Source organism: Streptomyces sp. NPDC039424, from assembly GCF_055639495.1.
Map to the genome: position 1 here is coordinate 1 of NZ_JBVKAI010000051.1, position 1,333 is coordinate 1,333.

2 protein-coding genes are annotated in these 1,333 nt (G+C 65.9%); both read left to right on the forward strand.

Translation table 11 applies throughout. The annotated features are described in order from the left end of the window. A partial coding sequence (locus ACZ7L0_RS43935) for an alpha-glucosidase C-terminal domain-containing protein (protein WP_471248194.1) occupies window positions 1–459 on the forward strand: 459 nt, incomplete at its 5' end. Beyond that, window positions 456–1,333, forward strand: an 878-nt coding sequence (locus ACZ7L0_RS43940; protein WP_471248195.1) for an alpha-amylase family glycosyl hydrolase, incomplete at its 3' end; no start/stop codon positions are given. The genes ACZ7L0_RS43935 and ACZ7L0_RS43940, both read left to right, overlap by 4 nt.

Consider the following 1,333-nt stretch of genomic DNA (forward strand, 5'->3'; position numbering starts at 1 on the left):
GCGGGCGGCGAGGAGTACCTCGACTCCGAGAAGTACCAGCTCAAACCCCGCGACTGGGCCGCCGCCGAACGCGAGGGCCGCAGCATCGCCCCCCTGATCACCCGGCTCAACACCGTCCGGCGCGACAACCCGGCCCTGCGGCAGCTGCGCGACCTCCACTTCCACCACGCCGACAAGGAAGAGGTGATCGCGTACAGCAAGCGGAGCGGATCGAACACGGTTCTGGTCGTCGTCAACCTCGACCCCCACCACACCCAGGAGGCGACGGTCTCGTTGGACATGCCGCAACTCGGCCTGGACTGGCACGAGTCGGTGCCGGTGCGCGACGAGCTCACCGGCGAGACCTATCACTGGGGCAGGGCCAACTATGTGCGACTCGAACCGGGCCACAGGCCCGCGCACATCCTCACCGTCCTGCGACCGTCCACCCCGCAGACCGGAGGGTCACCCACAACATGATCGTCAACGAGCCTGTTCCGGACACCTTCGAAGACACACCCGCCAAGGACCGCCACCCGGACTGGTTCAAGCGCGCCGTCTTCTACGAGGTCCTCGTCCGCTCCTTCCAGGACAGCAACGGCGACGGCATCGGCGACCTCAAGGGCATCACCGCCAAACTCGACTACCTGCAATGGCTCGGTGTCGACTGCCTGTGGCTGCCGCCCTTCTTCAAGTCACCGCTCAGGGACGGCGGTTACGACGTCTCCGACTACACCGCGGTGCTGCCCGAGTTCGGTGACCTCGCCGACTTCGTGGAGTTCGTCGACGCCGCCCACCAGCGCGGCATGCGCGTGATCATCGACTTCGTCATGAACCACACCAGCGACCAGCACCCGTGGTTCCAGGAGTCCAGAAGGGACCCCGACGGCCCCTACGGCGACTACTACGTCTGGGCCGACGACGACAAGCAGTACCAGGACGCGCGGATCATCTTCGTCGACACCGAGGTCTCCAACTGGACCTATGACCCGGTCCGCAAGCAGTACTACTGGCACCGCTTCTTCTCCCACCAGCCGGACCTCAACTACGAGAACCCGGCCGTGCAGGAGGAGATGATCTCCGCGCTGAAGTTCTGGCTGGACCTGGGCATCGACGGGTTCCGGCTGGACGCGGTGCCGTACCTGTACCAGCAGGAGGGCACCAACTGCGAGAACCTGCCCGCGACCCACGAGTTCCTCAGGCGGGTGCGCAAGGAGATCGACGACCAGTATCCCGACAAGGTGCTGCTGGCGGAGGCGAACCAGTGGCCGGAGGACGTGGTCGACTACTTCGGCGACTACGGCAGCGGCGGCGACGAGTGCCACATGGCCTTCCACTTCCCCGTCATGCCCCG